At 50.0% G+C, this 1,223-nt stretch carries 2 protein-coding genes; both read right to left on the reverse strand.

Annotated elements, in window-relative coordinates:
* The coding region (gene holA / locus HW443_RS11440) for a DNA polymerase III subunit delta (RefSeq protein WP_176238249.1) at positions 1-530 on the reverse strand (530 nt) is incomplete at its 3' end.
* 146 nt (positions 531-676) lie between these two features.
* The coding region (locus tag HW443_RS11445; protein WP_320411569.1) for a ComEC/Rec2 family competence protein at positions 677-1,223 on the reverse strand (547 nt) is incomplete at its 5' end.

Raw genomic sequence — 1,223 nt, forward strand, 5'->3', positions numbered from 1 at the left:
TTCTCTATCTCTTTCTCCATCTGCTCCAGATCCGGCCCCACTCTAATAATAAGTTCCTGTAGGGCATCTCCTGAAATGCTCTTTCCGCCCTGGCCCACTTTCTGTCTGATCCAGCTCCGGAGTTGATTCCAGGTGTATTTCTCTTTCTCGCGGACCTCTCCCCTGGCCCCCACCATCTTCCGCCACGGACCACCTTTTTTAGGATCACCGAGTTGAAGGATAAGGGATGAGCTGTCCGCAGGATCCTGCAGGTACTCTTTAACCCGCTGGCGGTCTGCTTCTTTCAACTGCTCAATCCTTTTCAGAACTACTACCCTCTTCCCGAATAGGAAGGAGGGTGTCCTCAGGGCATTCATCAAAGCCTCTGTATCCAGCTCACCAGCATCAAATTCCTGATAGTCCAGGAGAAGGTCGCCTTCCCTCTCCAATCTCTGCTTCAGTTTCTTCAGGGATTGGTTAAAAAAATAGGGGTCTTCTCCTACTATGAGATATACAGGCTTTAGATCCTCCACCTCAGAGTTTCTCTGCAACCTTTGCCTCCCTTGTAGCTCCCTGGTTCTTCTGCCAGAATGTTCGTGTCTCTGGCCGAAATCATCCAGCCTCTACAATATAAGGACGCTGAAAAACAAGCCCATGATCCAGTCCAAAGTCTCTTTCAGCGCCGAATAAGCGCATCTCAGCGTCCAGAAAAGACCTCCACCCTGTATCCATCGGTCTTGAGCATAATATCGCCTTCAAGATCGGTTCGCAGAACTCTTGTCCCCATAGACTCCAAGGTATGTAAGAACTTCTTGCTGGGGTGGCCGAATTCATTCCCCCCACCCACGGAGATGACCGCTATCTGCGGTTTTACCTGCTCAAGGAATTTCTGGTTTAATGCGTCTATGCTTCCGTGATGGGGAACCTTAAAGACCACACTCGCAAGCGGAGCTTCCTCATCCACCAACTGCTGTTGCCCTTCCTCTTCTATATCTCCTGATAATAGCATACTGAATTTGTGGTAGACTAATTTTACCACTACGGAGAGGTTATTGACCGGAGATTCATCAAAGGAGGCCGGGGGATAGTCGGGCCAGAGAACCATCAGTTTCAAGTCCGGGCCCATATTAAGGACGTCTCCCTTCCTGGCTACGTGGTAGGGAATCTTCTTCTGCTCTATTATCTCCCTGAACTCCTGGTACGGAAAACTGTTGGAGCCAGAATCTCCATCAAGAACCGCCCCC

This window comes from Candidatus Hakubella thermalkaliphila (genome assembly GCF_013281975.1).
In the GTDB taxonomy this organism is placed as follows: Bacteria; Actinomycetota; Humimicrobiia; order Hakubellales; family Hakubellaceae; genus Hakubella; species Hakubella thermalkaliphila.